Below are 18,183 nucleotides of genomic sequence, written 5' to 3'. Positions count from 1 at the left end.
TATCATGAAAAACCACCCCTGCCCCGCAAGGACGGGAGAGAGATGGTTGGAGAGATCATGATAACATTAATGGTAAAGTTTTAACTCGGCGATGGACCACCACCACTCGGGAGTGTCCGCGGTCAAGGCAATTTTGATGTATCGCGCCGTTTGTCTGGAGAACGTATGTGAGATGACAGGTCCTGTTCCCAGTGCTTCCGTAACCCCTTCCCAACGTTCGCCATCATCAGAAGTGAAAAACTGGAAGCTGCGAGCATAATCGTTGCTGCTGCTGCCTGAGTCCATTGTCAAGCGGCTGAAGCTCTGCTTGCTTCCCAGATCAATCTGGACCCATTGATTGGCATGTTGACCAGATGAAGAGGTCCAGCGTGAATTCAGATCGTCATCGAGCATCGCCGCAACATCTTCAGAGGTGGAGGCAGTCGCTGTCCATGATGTTCGATCCAGTTCAGCAGGTAGCAGATGATCCTGTTCCCCGGATATCCAAGGTGTCTGATCAGCGGTATAGACCTCTAATTCAGCCACGGACCACCAATGAGAATCGGTACCTGTCTGTACGACCTTAATATAACGTGCCTCATGCGGTGTAAAAGCGATAGAAAGTAGCGCATCTGATCCTTCACCCGAAGCCAAGGCTTTTCCCCAATGCTCTCCATCCAGAGAAGTATATATTTCATAACCGCGAGCAAAGTCTTCCCGGCTGTGCGCGCTGTCCAGCACAATCCGATTCACTGGCTGCGAGGCTCCCAGATCAAGCTGAATCCATTCGCCGCCTGTTTGAGTCTGACCGGAGGTCCAGCGTGTTTGGTCCGAGCCGTCGAGTATAGCTGCTGCATCGTCTCCGGAGGAAGCTGTCACGGACCAGCCATCTGGCAGTAGCCTCTTTTGTTTGCCCGTTCCATTATGATGAACAAACAACTCGGAGATCGTCCACCATTGATCGGAATCCCCGATCTGCACCATTTTCACATAACGTGCTTGCTGTTCAGGGAAAGTGATGGACATGCGTCCAGGCGTGCCTTCGCCGCCCGCAATGGATGTGCCCCAGTGTTCACCGTCATCCGAGACATAAATCCGATACTGTCTCGGATAGTCTTCTTTCGCATGGCCCGGGTCCAAGTCTATGGCATCGAAAAAACTCTTCTGGCCGAGGTCAATGGTAATCCATTGTCCTTTGGTTTGCTTCCTACCGTTTGTCCATAGTGTATCTGAACTTCCGTCCAGCATGTTGGCTGTAACATCTGCTCCTTGAGTAGAGGAGGCGGTTACGATCCATGAAGAGCGATCTGGAGGCGGTACGGGCTGTGGGAGCTCTGGTGTTGCTTCAAGCTTGCCAAATCGGGCAAGCTTGAGTTCAGAGATCGACCACCAGCTGTCTGCAGAGGAAGTCAATACAATTTTGACATAACGGGCGGTTTGCATGCCCAAATCAACGGACAGACTTGGAGATGTTCCTGCTCCCTCTGCGATAGGCTCGCTCCAGTTCTCGTTATCTTTGGATACGTAGATTTCGTACCCGTGAGCATAATCACCGCCGTTGTTGCCGGAGTTCATGAATACCGTATCCATAGTCTGTTCGCTACCCAGATCGATATGCAGCCAATCGCCGGGCTTCTGAATCTGTCCGGATGACCAGCGTGTAGTCAGATCACCGTCCACCATGCGCTCTACCGGCTCCGAACTGGAGGATGCCGTAATGGTCCATTGGCTCCGATCGAGATAGACTACACCCTGAGAGGCATCCGGCTGTTTAACGACGGAATGTTCCAGCGGGTTAACCTTTACTTGCGCTTTGGCATACACGGTAGCCGAACCCAAAGCGCCATGGGCATTGTAGAAATGAACTGTTTTGACAGTGTCGGACGGATTCCAGATTTGCGCTGTATAGACGCCGTCTTTTTCATACACGGTTGCTGCCGGATCATCTGCCCATATATCCATCGTGCGTGTTCCCGTAGAACCCATGCTGTGCATGAACCAGTACGCGTTAAAGACTTCATTTTGCTGCATCTCGCTCGTATTCCATTTGGCTAGAGCACCTTGCGGGTCTCCAATGGACTGGAATGGCCAGATAATATGCTGCCATGTGCGCTCCTGCTGACCACCCAGGTCCTTAATGAGACCATTGTAGAGAGCCTTAGTATTCTGCGGATCACGTCCATAATAGGTCATCCATTCTGCTGGCGGCAGCCAGTGAATACCGTAAATATGCTCCGCCTCATTAGAGAAGTACGTTCCATACAGGTAGGCGCTGCCGTACACATGACCTACCGTAGCATGTTGGTATTCCTCCAGCCAGTTATCCCCGTCATAGTTAAACCAGTATTGCTCGGCAGCTTTCTCTTCGGTCATGAAGCCCCAGATCCCGGTGTCACGATAGGCTTTGTTGCCTGTCACCTCACCCCACATATATTGGCCGACCCAACTAAAGAGCGCTTCACCTGCGGCCTCCTGGTTATTCCCGCTGCGATTATCGGCGTAACCACCTGCCCAGGAGTGGCCTGCGTACGGATCAAAATTGCGAAGCCATGGAAACTGATCATCTGTTCGTGAAGGATTGGCATAGTCCCGAATCAGAAGCTCAACCATATCGCCGTAATCTTGCAAGAATGTTTTGTCATATGTGGCCAGTACAGCCGATGCAAAAACGTAATAACCGTAGGTGAAATGATGATCTGTCAATCCGGTATTAACACCGAATCCGCTACCGTAAGGGAAGATGGTTCCCCATTCATCCGAATAATAAAAATAATACGAGTGCAAAGGTTCGTCCGGCGAATAGGTATACCAATCTGTCAAAATGGTTCGAAGCAGGGACAGATAGTTGTCTCGTCGTACCGAATCTCCTATCTGGTCGCTGATGAGCACACCCAGCGCAAGCGGATGAAGCTTTTTCCCTTGCCAGTAAGGATCCTCGCTCATCAGATTGCCTGCCGTATCCGCGTCAAGCTGATCCAGATAGCTGATTAATTGTGCACGCGAGTAGGTTGGATCATCTGGCTCCACAAATTGCGGAATAATGCCATAGAATCGATCCTGTGTCGTAAACGTATTGCCTTCACTTACTTTCATCATGCCGCGAATGGAAGGGTAAGCAAGCTCCGTTACCGGAGTAGTCGCTAGTTTCCATTGGTGCGGCAACAAGGCCATCAGTGTCTCGGAGGAAAAGCCTGCCCGCTTCGTCCGGGTTACCGAGTTGAAGGTAGTCGTTACCAGTGAAGTGCTCTCATTATAATTGTAGTCCACTGTTGTATCGGTTACAAAGGCGTAGGCATGCCGGTAATAATAAGACAGTTCTGCCGCGGACGGCAGGGTAGCCAGTGACAGATAGTTTTCGCTCTGGCCCAGCTTGATTTTGAGCGTATTGCCAAGTTTCATAAATACGGTTCCTTCAGGTGCAAAGATCCCGTAGTTTCTTGTAAAGGTCTGAGGCGTGGGCGCTCTGTCCTGATTGGTTACTTCAACACCGATATGATCGGCCGTCAGCGATTCTCCATCATTCAGAACAATTTCACGGTTCTGATCATCGAAGAGACGTGTGATGTTGGGAGAACGAACAATAATGGTATCCGGGTTATCGAAGGTGTTGTACAGGAAAGGGGAACCTTTCACAAACGTGGTATTCATTTTGGCTGTGTCATCATCGCTCATGATGATCGTGGCGGAATAATCCCCATATCCCGCCACCTTGGTATTTACCTCCGCCGGGTTCATATTGCTGGTGCTCATGATCAGATCCGGTTCACCGTCAGCGTCCATAGAACCGCCATCAGCCGAAACGTAACCAGCTCCGGGATTCAGAAGTTGAAGTCCTTGTTTGGTATATCTGCTTTTAAGCGGGAGTGTGACCAGACTGTTGCCATCCCCCAGATCGGATACAAGAATAGACTGCCACCAGTCATTGGAAGGGAGGGGCGCTGTGATGTCAGCCGTGCGATTTTTCGGGTTTTTCGGCTGCAGCATGGTGATGTCATTTACAGCGTAACTGCCGGAACCCACCTTTACCGAGGACGGTTCAGGGATATTCGGAATTGTATGCACAGGTTTGGCATCGCCTTCGATATACTCGTAGACGTCGAATGCGTACAGGGAGTATCCGTTGGTTGTTCCTCTGCCAAGTCCGGCTAATTTCACATACCGTGCTTCGGCGTATACCGGAATCTCATCCCGTCCACCGTCGCTGTGCAGTTCCCGGTATAATGTAGTCCACTGGTCTGCATCATTTGATACTTGAATATCGTATGCACGTCCAAAAGCGTTTTCCCATTGTAGGGATACGTTCCCGATTTCCCGGATTAGTCCAAGGTCTACAACAATCCATTCCTGATCCTTGTAGATGGAAGACCAGCGTGTATCCGGACGGCCATCCGTTACATTCCGTGCTTCGTAATTCCCTTTTTCCATTTTGGCTTTATCCTCGGCTGAACGGCTGGGCTCATCAATTTCTTCCGAAGACGCTGTAACCGGTTGTCCTAGTGCAAGGTTCATTGCTAATGGTTTGGGAGGTGGATTTGCTCCGCCCGTCCCATATACATTGAATTCGTATACAGAGACGCCATATGCTGGCTGTGCTCTTTGATGACTGAACAAGCGCACATATCGTGCCTCCGCTGTGACCTCAATTTCTGTCAGGCCGCCTTGCCCCTTTGTTGTCGAGTAAACAGACTGCCAGTTGACCTCGTCGTTGGATACTTCCAGATCAAAGGCGGAAGCATACGCATTTTCCCACTGGATGGAGATGCCCGAGATGGAGGCCACCGTGCCTAAGTCAACATAGATCCACTGCGGATCTTGCTGCCATATACTTTCCCAGCGGCTGTTTTTGTTGCCGTCAACCACAAGATCTGCCGTATTGCCGCCCAGAGATGAGGAACTGTACACAGGCCGGTTCAGGGATAACAGATGATGTTCCTCATCAGCGGCGTTCACTTTTGAGACCGGCCACAGCGGGATGCTGCTAATCAACAACAGAACAGATAACAGCAAGTTCATGTAGATGTTGCGTGTTTTTCCTCTTTGACTCGTTCGTACCTTCATATGACTACTCCTTTGTTAGCCCTTGCCATCTCACCAGGCAGAGCTTCTCTTCTTCTCTTACTCGCTACCGTATGTATCATTTTGTTTCCCGTGTTGCTTTTGTGAGATGTGAATCCAATGCTCAACACGGGATATTCAGGTGTCCCATTTTGTATATCGATCATTTTGTCTGGAATATAAAGGTTTTTTAATCGTTTTCGTGGAAAAAGAGACATATGTCCTACATAATGTATGGGAATGTGCAACTGTGAAATCAAGATACGGAATCGTTGTTCTCCAACAAAACGATATCTTCGCCCCGTTGTTGCCTGAAAGCAATATTGTCCCTCCCCCAAGCACACATGACATCCACGATGGTGTTGGCGGTAACGCCATATTCTGTAAGTCCATATTCTGTAAGTCCATATTCAATTAAAGAAACCAACACCCTGGATGGGAAGAAAGGAACTTATGATGAAAACACTTGTTATTCTGGCACATCCCGATATCGAAAGTTCAAGAGTCAATCGTCGCTGGAAGGAGGAGTTGTTGCAGCATACAGATGATATTGTTCTTCACGAATTATATTCGGCCTACCCCGAATGGAAGATTGATGTTTGCCGAGAACAAGAGTTGTTGGAGACGCATGATCATATGATGTTGCAGTTCCCGTTATATTGGTACAGTTACCCACCGCTGCTAAAGAAATGGTTTGATGACGTGTTTACCCATGGATGGGCGTACGGATCGAAAGGTAATCGATTGAAGGGAAAGCGGATGGGTCTGGCCATGTCCATAGGGGATAAGCAGGAGAATTATGCGAAAGATGGTTCCATCGGTTACAGCGTAGAGGAACTTGTTGCACCCTTCGTAGCAAGCATGAATCATGTAGGGGTTCAGGCGCTGCCGCATTATGCAGTCTATGGTGCCTCGTTCCAGGCTACGGATGAAGAGATTAACCGAAGTGCTGAAGAATACATGCGTTATATAAAGCAGTTCCGGGATTTTTGAAGTTAAAAGGTGAAGCTCTTCATAGAAAATGTACTGAAAAGGACCTGGCTCCACACATGGTGAAGTTACAGGTCCTGATCAATAAGTGAAAAATTAATAACCGAATAAAACTACATCTATTCTACGCGGAAATAATCGAAATCTGCATATCCTCCGGTAGACTTCGTTGCATAATTGAATAGTGCAAACCGGTATCCCATAAAGTGTGGCAGGGTGTAAGACATTTGAAGTGTATTGCCAATGGTTGTCCAGTTGCTGCCATTCAGGCTATAAGCAAAGTAGGCTTTGTCGGTTTGGTTCGTAAAATCACAGATGACGCGGAGATAGATTCTGTTCTGGTTTAATGGCACAGTTGCTACTTCAGTCATGGTGCCGGAACTGGCATTAGCCATAACGATGGATTTGGTGCTGCCCGTCATTTTTACGCCGACAAAACCATATTTGGCCTGAATAGCGGCAAGTCCAGCATAATCACCATCCTTCATACCTGCTGTATCCAAAGCGGTCATCCCTGTGCTTTTTGGACCAAAGGTTCGTTGTGTCAGGGTGTTGCGGGCTTCTAACAGGTTTTTGCTGATTTTGCCTGCGGTTAACCGCATGAAACCGGGCCGCTGGAGCAGGGACCAGTTGGCAGCATCAGGGTTATGATTCCACTGCCAGAAAGTACCGAGACTGGATGTACCAGAAGATGAATTGCTCGTCAGGGAGACGTCATCTACATAAAACGCCATCAAATCATTGGTCGGGTCCGGATTCGAGTTATACGGTGTTTCCACAAAAATAAAGCTTTGGGACAGGTCTGCATTCGACGGAACGGTATACGTACCTTGAATGGTACCCCACTGTCCACGGGTTAACGTCGCACTGCCCATAATGGTAATTCCGGTATAACTTGCACCGTTCTGGATGCTAAGATTGAACGTTTTGGTTGCAGGACCAGTAGTGTATTTGATCTTTGCCGAAAAAGAGTACGTTCCTCCAGGTACCAGCTTGCCTGTAACCATCTGTTTGGCTCCGCCTGCTGTCTGCTGTCTGCCGCTGACGAGCAGGCTTTTTGTACCGCTGAATGCTTCGGCATTTGTTACGGTGATGTTCGCCGTATTGTTGCTGGTCCACGGCTGAATGCTGCTTTCCTCAAAGCCGCCGTTCACTAACAGTTGCGTTACTGAGGGTGTGCCTGATGTGGTTGCGTTGAACTCATCGGACCCGTAGATTTTGGCAGCAGGCTGACCTTCAACGGGCATATTCATGTTAAGGGGAACCTTGCCGTTCACCCCAAACACAGGCCAGTTATCAGACCACGTCACAGGAACGAGATAGGGGATGCGTCCAATGGCTCCGCTATCACGAAACAGCAAGCCGTACCAAGCGCCGGATGCGGTATCCACGATGCCTCCTTGGGCGATTCCCGAGTCTCTGAGTACAACTTTACCTGTGTATGGACCTGTCAATGTGTTTGCACGATAGGCAAGCTGAATGCGACCATCACCCGAAGGCCAGGCAATCAGGAATACATAGTACATACCATTGATCTTCTGAATGTGTGCTCCTTCTGCCTTTACAATCATGTTGGAGCCGGCAACACTGCTTGCGTTTGGAATCAGGACCTGATTGAGCCCGCCGGATTTAACGGCTTTGGCATCAGGTGTCAGCTCAACGATACTGATGTTATCACTGCCATGAACAAGAAAGGTTCGATTCCCGTCAAACAAAAGGGAGGGGTCATGGTAATAACTGTTCAATGTGTAAGGTGTCCATGGTCCTGTTTCAATATTGCTGGTTTGGTAAATATACGTCTTGCCCGTGGAAAGCGATCCAAAGGCCACATAATATATACCGTTGTTGTACCGCAAACTGCTCGCCCAGGAACCACGCCCATACTCGTTTTGTCCATTGTTCAGATTCTGTATATCCCCGTTTCCAAGCGTATCGTATACATAGTTTACGATGCTCCAGTTGACCAGGTCGTAAGACTTCATGACCGGGACTCCCGGATTCATATGCATCGTTGTGCTTGTCATATAAAATGCATTGCCTACCCGAATGACGTCACTGTCAGGAACATCCGCGTAAATAACCGGATTGCTGAACGTTGCGGCCGAAGCTGCCGGACTTGTCAAAGGGAATGATGTTATAAGCAAAGGAAGAGCGAGTAGAAGAGCACTGATTTTTTTCCACATATTCTATCCTCCCAATTGATCATGTCCTATGAATTAAAGCGAGTACTCCAGATAATCAATGTAAGCATCCCAAGTGCCATTATCCGTTGTTACGACCAGCTTGATTTCCTGATTGCCTGTACCGTGAGTGATGCCGGTGAGGGTTTGAACGGTCGGCTCCGTTCCCGTGAAGTAGAAAGAACCAGCGGTTACACCCCCGATGACCAGATCAACACGGGCTGTATTATTGTTGTTGGAAGCGCCGCGGACAGAGAACTGGTGGGTTGGGAATCCAAAATATTGATTGTATGCTGCATAATCATTGTTCCCGTAAAGAGCGACTCCATTAAAAGGGGAACTGACTACGCCAGCGTATTGACCGCCAAGCGTCATATTCTCGGCTTCGTAACGGGTAACGTTTGGATTGGGATTAGGATTTGGGTTAGGGTTGCCGCCCGAACCGGATGTGAACTGCCAGTAGTCCAGTTTGAACAGATTTCCATTGCCCGAGCCTGTAAACACCAGATACAAACGATGTACCCCTGTAGCATTGGTAACATTGGTCTCCATCTCGCGCCAAGTTTGCGAACCGCCAGTTGAACTTACGTTAAGTGTTCCAACTAGTGGGCCTGTCGGACTGTCCAGTCGAACCTCGATGTTGCCATTTCCGGTAGAAGCGACATTGGCCTTGAACTTGGAGGCTCCAGCTGAGCCAAAATCAACATTGCCGACCGCGATCCAATCCCCGTTATGAATATTAGTGACATTCTGATTGGCTACAGGTCCACCGCTCGCTTGACTCGGTTCAGTGTTAATTCCTGCTTGCCAGCCAATGGTTTCGGCTTCCGCGCGGACATACGGGTTGAGGTTAGTGGTCTGAGGTACACCTGTCATATTCCCCTGAACTTCCTGGATTGTTCCATCCGCATTATGTGTCAGTTTGTTGATATGTGTGGAACGGTACCCTTTACCATCACCGAGGAATGCCTTGCTTACCGTTTGCGCATGGTACGCCACATACCATTCGTTGTTGAATTGGAACACGGCATGGTGGTTATTGCCGCCTACACCGAAGAACGTGCCAGGATTTTTCAGAAAGTGTCCTTTATACGTGAAAGGCCCCATCGGGCTGTCGCTGACCATGTATCCGATCTCACCTTTCGGATATGCAGTGGGGTGTGTTCCCGCGAAGTTGATGCAGTAGGAGTAATAATATTTGCCGTTATACTTGTGGATGCCAGAATCTTCGAACATATAAGGAGAATCAATAGTCACAGCACTGCCCATCACACTGGTCATGTCGGCACCGAGACGAATGACCCGAGCTGTTTTGGGATTGGCAATGGAAGCAGCATTGGTATCGTTCGGAATGCCGCCTCCAGCATACAAGTAAGCAGAGCCATCATCATCGACAAGTACCGCCGGATCAAAGAGCCAGGTTACGCCAGACATACCCGGTGTACCGTGAGTCAGGAGGGCACGACCAAGTGGATCGGACCACGGTCCAATGGGGGAATCAGCCGTGAGTACGCCAATACCTCCACCCGAGTTGGCAAAGTACAGGAAAAACTTTTCTTTGCCAGCAATGGTTTTCTTCGCCATGGCAGGAGCCCAGGACTGAGTAGCCCATTTGGCAATTCCTTGTCCATTATTGGCATTATTCGCACCCGCTACCGGGATGGAACCATGGTCTGTCCAGTTCACCATGTCAGCTGAGGAGATGACGTTAATTTTCCCGATCGTGCTGTACTGGTTCTCTCGGACAGAGCCGTCACTGTTGTACAGATATGCATCACCTGTCATGTAGACATAGACCCGATTGTTATGGACGAGCACATAAGGATCGGCTCCCAGTTTATGATCGATGAGGGGGTTAGAGTTTCCAGGAAGTTTGGCAACGGCTGCATTGGCTGCATGGCTCGATTCAACGGGCAGGGTGACAAAGATTAGCAGACACGACAACAACAAAACTAGCGGTTTACGAATCATACGTTTCGCCTCCATGAGATTGGATTAGTTGGTGAGCTGAAATTCAGGATAGCTGAGATGATGAAATGTCGAAAAAACGAAAAGATTTTCCTCATGTCACCCCCTTCTTGAAATAATGGTTAGGTTGGCTGTTAGGATAAGTCTTCATGTTGTCATGTATGGTTTAAGCCAGACAACCTGTGCACCGGGTATGTGGTCACGGCAGCAAGGGGAGTGGCTATAACCCGAAGTAAGCCTGTATCTGGGGGTGCGATTAGAAAAGCTATAATCTGTCAGGTTTCTTTTTGTAATCGCTTTCAATAAAATGGGTTAGAACACTGAAATTTGGCGAAGAAAGAGATTTGGTCACTTTTAAATGTAATTATCTTTCATATTTTCTTTTAAATGTTTATTAACTTGACGATATCATATCACAATTTTAAGATAATACAATCTTTTTCTATTTTTTAGTAGAGGATGACCAAAATCATTATTCTATGTGTTTAACATTGGGCTTGATGGTAAAATACGATCTCGTATTCTATAAAACTACACTTTCAAGCATAGCTTTACACGGCCAACAATTAGATACGAGAAAAAGACGTCTTAAGCTGTGACCGTTTCCCTGGAATCTAACGGGGGAACGGTCATTTTCGTTTTTTTCTGGAATCGATCCTGGTTATATAACAAAATCTACTCTTACTTGCTGACCAACTTTGACATTGCATAATTTCTTCTCTTTGTTGTACATATTCCAGTTTTTGTATAGCTAAAGCCCTGAGCGTAGAAGGTTGTTAAGTGATAATGGTGGGGTGCCCCCTGTGTTTTGTCCACACCGTTGATTGAGTGTTTGAATATTACTATCTAGTGAGCTTATGCCAAATACTGCTAGAGTCAGAGGTTCATAAAGGTGGGATGGGAAAAATGGCTATTTTGTCAACTGGGCCGATTGAAAACAATCCGGTTTCCGGGGTTAGACCGACACAACAGGTAACGATTAGATTGGTAAGTCGAGCTGTGGTGGATTCTGTAACAGTATCCATTCAGGGGTATGTGCTAAGCACAACAAGAACACTGTATGTGAGTGAAGTAATCAGTATTGCCCCTAATGAAGCAGTGACCAGAACTTATTTTGCAGATTTAGATGCTTTTGAGTTTGTTTTTGGAACAGACGTGGAAGGTGTGGAGGAAGTAGGGATTTCAGTGTGGGGCAAACAAGCCTCTGGGCAATTGGTAGATGCACACCGGGTGGTGGAGCACGAAAAAACAGTTAATGACATCTAGGAGATCAGAAATCCCCAAAAGAGGAGATGTAGCGATGAGCTTTTTATCAACAGGGCCAATAGAAAATAATGCTGTTAGCGGTGTAAGGCCGACTCAGACAGTTACAGTCAAAATTGATAACCGTAGTGATGTGAGTACCTCAACCATACAAATACAAGGGTATTACATGAGTGGTGGAATGAGGGTCCTGTATGTCAGTGAGTCTTTTGACATCGCACCCAATCAAGTAATAACCAATAACTATTTTGCGAATCTTGATGCTTTCGAGTTTACTTTTACAACAACAGCGACGGTTAATGATCCTGTCCAAGTATCCGTATGGGGTAAGAGCAGCACAGGCGCATTGGTAACAGCCCATCGTTTGGTTTCTTCCGAATTGCTGGGTGAAACCCCAAGCATCAACGGAGCTACAGGCGCAACTGGGGCTACGGGGGCGACAGGCACACCAGGGACAGCTGGAGTGACAGGTGCAACAGGAGCACAAGGCACAGCAGGTACAACGGGAGTAACCGGAGCAACAGGCACAGCAGGTACAACCGGAGTAACGGGAGCAACAGGCACAGCAGGTACAACGGGTGTAACGGGAGCGACAGGCACAGCAGGTACAACGGGTGTAACTGGAGCGACAGGCGCATCAGGTACAACCGGAGTAACGGGAGCGACAGGCGCATCAGGTACAACCGGAGTAACGGGAGCGACAGGCACAGCAGGTACAACCGGAGTAACAGGAGCGACAGGCACAGCAGGTACAACGGGTGTAACCGGAGCGACAGGCGCATCAGGTACAACCGGAGTAACAGGAGCGACAGGCACAGCAGGTACAACCGGAGTAACGGGAGCGACAGGCACGCCAGGTACAACGGGTGTAACAGGTGCGACAGGCGCAGCAGGTACAACAGGAGCAACAGGAGAAACAGGCGCACCAGGTACAACGGGAGTAACCGGAGCAACAGGCACAGCAGGTACAACCGGAGTAACGGGAGCGACAGGCACGCCAGGTACAACGGGTGTAACAGGTGCGACAGGTACAACCGGGGCTACGGGTGCGAGTGGTTCTGGAACAATTATTCCTTATGCATCAGGACTTCCCGTTGTGTTGACTACAGTTTTGGGTGGACTTTTGAATACTTCCAGTTTAGTTGGTTTTGGTAACAGTTCTACCGGAGTAAGTGTTAACGGAGGAATTATTGATCTCACAGGCGCTGCAGGCACATTGCTTAACTTTGCTTTCTCAGCATCGCGTGCAGGAACGATTACTTCACTGGCCGCTTATTTCAGCACAACAGCCGGACTTAGTTTGGTTGGATCTACAGTAACCTTAACTGCACAATTATTCCGATCCACTACACCTAATAACTCCTTTACAGCTGTACCGGGTGCATTGGTAACCTTAGCTCCTCCACTGACCGGCATTTTGGCACTGGGCACAATATCCAGCGGGGTGACTACAGGACTGAGTATTCCGGTATCTGCCGGTGACCGCCTGCTTATGGTATTCTCAGCATCAGTAACAGCCGGAATTGATGTGGCTACAACGGTAGCGGGATATGCAAGTGGCGGCCTTACCATCACTTAACGGAAAATGGGCTATATAACAAGTTTAAAGACAGGGACTCTTGCCAACAGGGTGAGAGGTCCCTGTTTATGTGTGTGCTTTTGTTTTCAAACTCTCTTCAAATGAAAGATAAGGACTATACAAAAACATAAAAAGACGAGGATTGCTCCTCGCCTCGTACATACCGTGGCCTACTCAATTTCACTCTGTTTTGGTTAGGCTGTCTACGACAAATTTAAGTTGGGCTTCCAACGAAATTGGGTCACTAAACACGAAGCCACGGCTTTCCTCGCGATAAACGTGATTATTCTGGACAGCAGGGAGGTTATCCCAGATAGGACCTTCAAAAACGGAATCTCCACTCTCATCACCTGTCCATCCACTTACAAAGATATAATCTCCTGCATATTGTGGTAACAATTCAAGTGATAACTTGGCCCAACCTTTGCCGCTATCGATGGCTTCCTTCTGAATGATCGGCGGTGCCTTCAGGTCAAACTCGCCATAAATAATATCTCCACCTCTACCAAAGCTCCCGTAAGCATAAAATTCTTTGGCACTTCCCGTATCAAAAATCGAAACCGTGCGATCACCTACCGCTTGCTCCACGAGTGGTTTATATTCAGCGATCTTAGCATCCCACTCTGCGATCCAGGCCTTCGCTTGCTCTTCTCTACCAGTCATCTTGCCAAAATCCATCAATTGCTCCCGTAGAGGTATTCCATATTCAACAGCGACGGTCGGCGCAATTTTGGACAGCTTTTCGATCGTTTCAGGGTCATTCCAAACGACAATTAAATCCGGCTGCAACTCCATGATTTTCTCGTAGGGTACATCGTTACCGATGTTGACAACGTCATCGAGTTTTCCTTCTGTATAACTGTTAAAGGACTCATCACCAGTTCCAACAGGCTTAAGGCCAAGAGCTAGCAAATGACCGGTAAAGGCTCCTGCAACCATTACGACCCTTTGAGGTTTTTTGGGGATTTGTACTTCACCGTTAACCGCAGAATAGGTTACCATCTCCGAGCCGGTTGTGGTGTTACTGATATTACTCTCTGCACCTACAGTTGGACTTTGCGTACTGCCAGTGCTTCCATTCGTGTTTGCTGGCCTGGAACATGCGCTAACCAATAGAGTTAGGCACAACAGGAGGGTAATTCCTACAGGTAGTTTGCTTCTATACATCCGTAAATCTCCTTTTTCGCTATGTTGATAATGATTATCATCTCTGATATCAATATAACGACGGAGTTTACGCGGAGCAATGGATGATCGAAGCCTAAGGATAGGACGATAAGAACCTTTTGTCACTTGTCCGGACTCATCCTTGAATTGCTTTGGTGTGACTCCCGTATGTTTTTTGAACATTCTTATAAAATAGGATACATCAGCATATCCGACGCTTGCAGCGACTTCTTGCAGAGATAACTCGGTCTTTTGCAGCAGCGTTACTGCTTTGTTCATCCTAATACCGATTAAGTAATCGATTAGACTTGCGCCAGTTTCACGTCGGAAGTACTTGGACAGATAAGGGACGCTGTAATGGAATGTATGAGCGAGGGTTTCCCGCGTCAGCGGCTTAGCGTAGTGCTCCTGCATATAGCGAATAAGCTGAGAAGCAAGGTTAGGCCTAACAATGCTTACCTGCTGTTGATCCATTTGTCTGAGCAATTCATATACAAATTGATAGAATAGTGTTTTGGTATGGAGTCGCTCCAAGCGTCCCGGTTTATTCCACTCGCCCAGCATTCGCTCAGTGATTTCGTAGAGGATGGCAGGATGATATGGAATAAAACCGTACTGGAGGTGAAATGGCAATGGTTGATCCGGTTGTTGAAGTGTATGCTGCTTGCCAGATAGCGGTAAGGAGGCTTTGTAGAAAATTAGGTAATAATGAAAGGATTCGTCCGTTGGGATGATGTCCAGACGAGTGTTTTTGCCCCCATGGAGCATATAAAATGGTTTGGTAGCATGCTCATTTCCATCTAAGATCACGGTTGCATTGCCATTCGTTACGTACAAAAAGGCGCTGGCAGGGAACAGGTAAGGACGTACGCACTCGTCGGCTTGTATGACAATATGTCGTACATCCATGATTTTGAGCGATGCACAATTCCAGATGAGTATGTGTTCTTGTACATTCAAGGTTGCTTTCAATAGAGAGTTGTCTTCCTTCCATGAGCTGTTGAAGCCAGCCTTTTATGTGGTGAGGTTATTATATAATAATATTAGTGGCTTTTTGTCACTTTCCAAAACGTTCCCCGTTTCCTTTATAGTCTTCCAAAGGCTATGATCAATGCCAGAACTATAAAAAGATATTTACGCCGAGCTCCCGGTACTCTTTACGCCGAATATGAAACAGCATCCCGAAAAGGGTGACCGTAGCCAGAGCAATCGCGGCGATGGGTGTAAGCACAGGAGTGATGTTCAGCGCCCAAGGCAAAACTAGGCCAAGTGCTCCTAGTAGCTCCGCGATACCGATCAGAACAACTAGATTCTTCGGCACATCATTGACCCAGGCCCAGGTCTTTTTTGACGACTCGATACGAATGGTTTTCATCCATCCTGAATATATGAAACCTAGCGCCAATATGATTTGTATGATCCATAACGTTACATTCATCTTTTCTTTTCCCCTTACTTGCTCGATTTTAATATCTGCCTCTATACTAAAGTGAGAAAGCCGAATCAGGAAGTAGGCACTTAAACCTAACCAGGTAACCAAAAGTAAACCTGGGTATGGTCAGAAAGTGAGGAATAAGAATGACGGTATATTGCAGATTCGGAACGGCCTTGGATATCCTCACGGGTAAATGGAAATCATTGATTCTTCTACGCCTGCTGAGCAACGGTACAATGCGGTTCAGCGAATTACAAAAAGCCATTCCAGATATTTCGAAAAAGATGCTGACCCAGCAGTTAAAAGAACTGGAGTATCACGATATTGTGCATCGGGAAGTATATGCCCAAATTCCGCCAAAGGTCGAATACTCGATTACGGAGTACGGACAGCTCATGAAACCTGTGCTCCAGACAATGAGCAACTGGGGAGCCGGCCATATACAGCATATGGAGAAGCTGTACGGCGAAGAAGACGAAAAAGGAGCACACCCATCCGAACCTCGGAAAATCGATTCCTTGGGGGATAGGGTGACAAGGGAGAGTTAGTTTTGAATAAACAAAAAATTGCGATCATTGGTGCAGGGATTGTTGGGGCGTGTATGGCCTATCATCTAGCCAAACGAAATCAAGATGTAACTGTTATTGAACGGCACTCAGCCGCGGCGCGTGAAGTCACGGAAAAATCATTTGCCTGGATACATACGACGCATAGAGTGGCTCCTGAATACTGGCATTTGTACGATGCAGCTGTGGAAGAATATCACACACTTCAGCAAGAGTTGTCCGAACTGAAAATTCATTGGCATGGCGCGCTAACTTGGGACACTCCGCCTCTAAGGGAGCAACACTTTCAAAAATTAAACCGGGAGCAGCTTGAGGCATTGGAGCCCAATCTGAAGGAATATCCGGATGAAGCCATGTTTGTCAGCAAAGAAGGTGCGGTGGACCCTATTGCGGTAACGGAGCTGTTGTTGAGCAAAGCGCAAGAGTACGGAGCAAAGATTCAGTTCGACACCAACGTTACACAGCTGAAGCAAGAGGGTTCCCATCTGGTTGGTGTTCATACATCCAAGGGTTTTGTGGAGTCAGATGTTGTGGTATTGGCTGCAGGAACAGGTACACCCGAACTTTGTAACCCGTTAGGTTGTCACGTGCCGGTAACTTCGTCACCTTCGATTCTGATTCGGATGAAAACTGCTAATAAACTGATACACACATTAATCTCCAATGAGCAATTTGAAGCGCGTCAACTGACAGATTATACGCTACTGGCTGCGGAAGACTATATTGACGAGTCGGAGGCAAATGGACCACAGGCGGTCGGTAAGCGAGCTTACGACACATTGCGTCGCAGTCTCAAGCACGGTAATCAACTGGAACTGGAGAGTATAAAAGTTGGATGGAGACCCATGCCTGAAGACGGTTATCCGATTGTGGGCTTCCATGATCACATGAATGGACTTTATCTGACGCTAATGCATTCTGCAATTACGCTGGCGCCGCTGATTGCGAATCTGGCTGCAAGTGAAATTATTGATGGTAAATCAAGAAATGAATTAGACCCTTGCCGCCTCTCACGGTTCTAGGGTCACTCCACAACGAAAAGGACATCGCTCAAGTGGCGATGTCCTTTTCGTTGTGTTTATTTGTTGGAGTCCTCTAAACTTCACCAGTAGCCACCGGATTCTCCTCATAACTGTATTCGCAGCGGCTGGCGATTGGCAATTCCATGCTAGCTATTCATCTACCTGTGAATCTCGCTAGCGGATTTGGCACCTTGACTTTCAAGCCACGGGATCAGTTCGGATGAAAAATTACGTTTTGCTGTATCCAGTGGAGTCATTCCATCCCAGCTGGCTATCCAGTTCAGTTCGGCGCCTTGGTCAAGAAGGCATTCGGCTGTTTCTCTTTGACCTCCATGGCAAGCACACCAGAAGGCAACGGTTACTGCATCGGGAGGAGAAGGGGAGGTGCTTGTTCCCCAAGGATAACGTTCCGGGAGTTTGGCTCCTTTAAAATGTTCTTGTAGGGCGTGAATATCTCCAAGGGCGGCTGCATGCCAAAGGGCAAAGATCGCGCCGCGCTCAACCAAGCGCCGTGCTGCATTCCATTGTGCAAAAGCAATAGCATCGTCCAGCGGCGTGCCACCGGCGATCACCGCGCCAGGCGTTTCAATGTCTGCGCCAGCATCAAGAAGGGCATCGAGCACTTGAACGTCATTGGAGCTTGCAGCCCAATGCAAAGGTGTCTCGATGTTTGGACCGACAAAAGGAGCGTTCACTTCCGCACCGAACTTGGTCAATACTCGCACGGCATCCGCTCCATTAGGGAAGTGCCCCGGCCAATCCGTCACCACGTGCAGCAGTGTTCGAGAGATACTGGAGTCTGCATCTACGTTGTCAGGCTTTCTTTCCAATATTCTTATGTTTGCCAATCCTGGATTCTCTGCCAGTAGTTGCTCTAACGTTGGAATATCTCCAGTGTGAATGGCTTGAATAACGCTCACTGCAAGTTTTTCATCTTCGTGAATAAACTCCATGCTCAAATCTCCTTCCAGGCTTATAT

The 18,183-nt window shown here is 48.0% G+C and carries 11 protein-coding genes; 5 read left to right on the top strand and 6 right to left on the bottom strand.

What is annotated here, in order from left to right; translation table 11 throughout:
- Positions 1 to 66: 66 nt before the first annotated feature.
- The gene (locus tag MHI55_RS22840; RefSeq protein WP_340387032.1) at positions 67 to 5,037 is read right to left on the bottom strand and encodes a discoidin domain-containing protein; all 4,971 of its coding nucleotides are present in this window, start codon (positions 5,035 to 5,037) and stop codon (positions 67 to 69) included.
- 453 nt (positions 5,038 to 5,490) lie between these two features.
- Between MHI55_RS22840 and MHI55_RS22835 the strand changes: the two genes are divergently transcribed.
- Positions 5,491 to 6,027 carry an NAD(P)H-dependent oxidoreductase gene (locus MHI55_RS22835; RefSeq protein ID WP_340390631.1) on the top strand — a complete coding sequence of 179 codons (537 nt, stop codon included), beginning with the start codon at positions 5,491 to 5,493 and terminating at the stop codon, positions 6,025 to 6,027.
- Between the two features lie 116 nt (positions 6,028 to 6,143).
- On the opposite strand, the gene MHI55_RS22830 is transcribed toward MHI55_RS22835, so the two are convergent.
- Both MHI55_RS22830 and MHI55_RS22825 read right to left on the bottom strand, forming a co-directional pair.
- The gene (locus tag MHI55_RS22830; RefSeq protein ID WP_340387030.1) at positions 6,144 to 8,207 is read right to left on the bottom strand and encodes a family 43 glycosylhydrolase; all 2,064 of its coding nucleotides are present in this window, start codon (positions 8,205 to 8,207) and stop codon (positions 6,144 to 6,146) included.
- A 33-nt stretch (positions 8,208 to 8,240) separates the two neighbouring features.
- Positions 8,241 to 10,175, bottom strand: a complete 1,935-nt coding sequence (locus MHI55_RS22825) for a carbohydrate-binding protein (protein WP_340387028.1) — start codon at positions 10,173 to 10,175, stop codon at positions 8,241 to 8,243.
- 903 nt (positions 10,176 to 11,078) lie between these two features.
- On the opposite strand from MHI55_RS22825, the gene MHI55_RS22820 reads away from it, so the two are divergent.
- Positions 11,079 to 11,438 (top strand): hypothetical protein, encoded by a 360-nt coding sequence (locus tag MHI55_RS22820; RefSeq protein WP_340387026.1) that lies wholly within the window; start codon positions 11,079 to 11,081, stop codon positions 11,436 to 11,438.
- A 34-nt stretch (positions 11,439 to 11,472) separates the two neighbouring features.
- Positions 11,473 to 13,014: an exosporium glycoprotein BclB-related protein gene (locus MHI55_RS22815; RefSeq protein WP_340387024.1), complete on the top strand. Its 1,542-nt coding sequence runs from the start codon at positions 11,473 to 11,475 to the stop codon at positions 13,012 to 13,014.
- A gap of 180 nt (positions 13,015 to 13,194) precedes the next feature.
- On the opposite strand, the gene MHI55_RS22810 is transcribed toward MHI55_RS22815, so the two are convergent.
- Together MHI55_RS22810 and MHI55_RS22805 are read right to left on the bottom strand one after the other, a co-directional pair.
- On the bottom strand, positions 13,195 to 15,141 hold the full coding sequence (locus MHI55_RS22810) for an AraC family transcriptional regulator (protein ID WP_340387022.1): 1,947 nt from the start codon (positions 15,139 to 15,141) through the stop codon (positions 13,195 to 13,197).
- 160 nt (positions 15,142 to 15,301) lie between these two features.
- Positions 15,302 to 15,619, bottom strand: a complete 318-nt coding sequence (locus MHI55_RS22805; protein ID WP_340387020.1) for a DoxX family protein — start codon at positions 15,617 to 15,619, stop codon at positions 15,302 to 15,304.
- A gap of 140 nt (positions 15,620 to 15,759) precedes the next feature.
- Here MHI55_RS22805 and MHI55_RS22800 point away from each other — a divergent pair, with 140 nt between their 5' ends.
- Entirely contained in the window at positions 15,760 to 16,164 is a 405-nt protein-coding gene (locus MHI55_RS22800; protein WP_340387018.1) for a helix-turn-helix domain-containing protein, read from the top strand.
- Between the two features lie 2 nt (positions 16,165 to 16,166).
- Complete coding sequence (locus tag MHI55_RS22795) at positions 16,167 to 17,204, top strand: FAD-dependent oxidoreductase (RefSeq protein ID WP_340387016.1); 1,038 nt, start codon at positions 16,167 to 16,169, stop codon at positions 17,202 to 17,204.
- A gap of 158 nt (positions 17,205 to 17,362) precedes the next feature.
- On the opposite strand, the gene MHI55_RS22790 is transcribed toward MHI55_RS22795, so the two are convergent.
- The gene (locus MHI55_RS22790) at positions 17,363 to 18,124 is read right to left on the bottom strand and encodes an ankyrin repeat domain-containing protein (RefSeq protein ID WP_340387014.1); all 762 of its coding nucleotides are present in this window, start codon (positions 18,122 to 18,124) and stop codon (positions 17,363 to 17,365) included.
- Positions 18,125 to 18,183: the final 59 nt, after the last annotated feature.

This window comes from Paenibacillus sp. FSL E2-0151, assembly GCF_037993015.1.
Lineage (GTDB): Bacteria > Bacillota > Bacilli > Paenibacillales > Paenibacillaceae > Paenibacillus > Paenibacillus amylolyticus.
Note: the sequence above shows the minus strand (reverse complement) of the source record. Positions and strands in the feature narration are given on the sequence as shown.

Excerpts from the sequence above, each read along its gene's own strand:
- MHI55_RS22830 (WP_340387030.1), bottom strand. The coding sequence starts at position 8,207 with ATGTGGAAAAAAATCAGTGCTCTTCTACTCGCTCTTCCTTTGCTTATA.
- MHI55_RS22800 (WP_340387018.1), top strand. The coding sequence starts at position 15,760 with ATGACGGTATATTGCAGATTCGGAACGGCCTTGGATATCCTCACGGGT.
- MHI55_RS22840 (WP_340387032.1), bottom strand. The coding sequence starts at position 5,037 with ATGAAGGTACGAACGAGTCAAAGAGGAAAAACACGCAACATCTACATG.
- MHI55_RS22825 (WP_340387028.1), bottom strand. The coding sequence starts at position 10,175 with ATGATTCGTAAACCGCTAGTTTTGTTGTTGTCGTGTCTGCTAATCTTT.
- MHI55_RS22815 (WP_340387024.1), top strand. The coding sequence starts at position 11,473 with ATGAGCTTTTTATCAACAGGGCCAATAGAAAATAATGCTGTTAGCGGT.
- MHI55_RS22835 (WP_340390631.1), top strand. The coding sequence starts at position 5,491 with ATGAAAACACTTGTTATTCTGGCACATCCCGATATCGAAAGTTCAAGA.
- MHI55_RS22820 (WP_340387026.1), top strand. The coding sequence starts at position 11,079 with ATGGCTATTTTGTCAACTGGGCCGATTGAAAACAATCCGGTTTCCGGG.
- MHI55_RS22805 (WP_340387020.1), bottom strand. The coding sequence starts at position 15,619 with ATGAATGTAACGTTATGGATCATACAAATCATATTGGCGCTAGGTTTC.